1 protein-coding gene is annotated in these 1,446 nt (G+C 67.2%); it reads left to right on the top strand.

What is annotated here, in order from left to right:
- Positions 1–228: 228 nt before the first annotated feature.
- Positions 229–1,440 (top strand): ISL3 family transposase, encoded by a 1,212-nt coding sequence (locus RF637_RS13750; protein ID WP_368845121.1) that lies wholly within the window; start codon positions 229–231, stop codon positions 1,438–1,440.
- The last annotated feature ends 6 nt before the right edge of the window (positions 1,441–1,446 follow it).

Below are 1,446 nucleotides of genomic sequence, written 5' to 3'. Positions count from 1 at the left end.
GGCTCTTCAGAGTTGAGTGTGGGCGCGCCGGTGGTGCGGGGTAGCTGGGGATAGACGTCGAGGTCCTCGATGATGAGCGGACTCTTACCTCTGCTCGCACCAAGGACCTCGACAATGCTTAACCATAGTTGCGTATGCCCTGACGCGCTCGATCGCTGCGACTGATGCGATCTCCTCCTCGACTTCCCCGGCCTCCACCTGGTCTCGGTCACGCAGGCTCCCTCGGGCCTGGTGCTCGAGGTGGAGTCCTGCGTTCCGGTCCAAGGCTGTCCCGGCTGCGGAGTCATCGCTACTGGTCACGGCCGTGTGGTGGTCGAGGTGATTGATGCGCCCTGGGCGGGTCGGCCGGTGCGGGTCCGATGGCGCAAGCGCCGCTGGATCTGTCACGAGGACGTTTGCGCGGTGGTCTCGTTCGTCGAGCAGGACCCGGAGGTCTGTGCGCCGCGCGGTCTGCTGAGCACACGCGCGATCCGGTGGTCCATCGGTCAGCTCCGGCGCGAGGGAGCGACGATCCAGGGCCTGGCCCGGCAGCTCGGCACGACCTGGAACACCCTCTGGACTCAGGTCCGCCCCGTCCTGGCCACGGCCGCTGACGACCCGGTCCGGTTCGAGAACGTGCAGGTCCTGGGCGTGGACGAACACATCTGGCATCACCGCGACCCCCGCCGGCGCGGTCCGAAAGAGCTCACCGGGATGGTCGACCTGACCCGCGGACCCCACCCCACCGCCAGGCTCCTCGACCTCGTCCCCGGCCGATCCGGCAAGGCCTACCGCGACTGGCTGGACGAGCGGGGCGAAGGGTTCCGGAAGCGGGTCGAGATCGCGACGTTGGACCCGTTCCAGGGATACAAGAACGCGATCGATGACCAACTCGAGGACGCCACCTGCGTGCTGGATGCGTTCCACATCGTCAAGCTCGCCGGCGCGGCAGTCGATGACGTCCGCCGCCGGATCCAACAGGAGACCCTCGGCCACCGAGGCCGCAAGGGCGACCCCCTCTACGGCATCCGCCATGTTCTCCGCGCCGGGCGAGAACGCCTCACGTCTCGCCAGCAGACTCGCCTGGAAGCTGCGTTCACGGCCCATCCCGATCACATCGCGGTCGAAGTCGCCTATCGCTGCGCTCAGGACCTTCGGGACGTGTTCCACCAGCCCACGCCTGCACGAGGACGCCAGCTTGCCGAAAAACTCATCGCCTCGCTGCCGACCTGCCCGATTCCCGAGATCGCCAGGCTCGGAAAGACCCTGAGACGCTGGAAGACCGCGTTCCTGGCCTACTTCGACACCGACGGCGCGAGCAACGGTGGTACCGAGGCCATCAACGGGATCATCGAACTCGGCCGCCGCATCGCCCGCGGCTTCCGCAACTTCGAGCACTACCGCCTCCGCATGCTCCTCATCACCGGTGGACTCGACGCCTCACCCCACACTCAACTCTGAAGAGCC

It is taken from the genome of Kocuria sp. CPCC 204721 (assembly GCF_040980945.1).
GTDB classification, from domain to species: domain Bacteria; phylum Actinomycetota; class Actinomycetes; order Actinomycetales; family Micrococcaceae; genus Kocuria; species Kocuria marina.
This window is presented reverse-complemented; position numbering and strand designations above follow the sequence as displayed.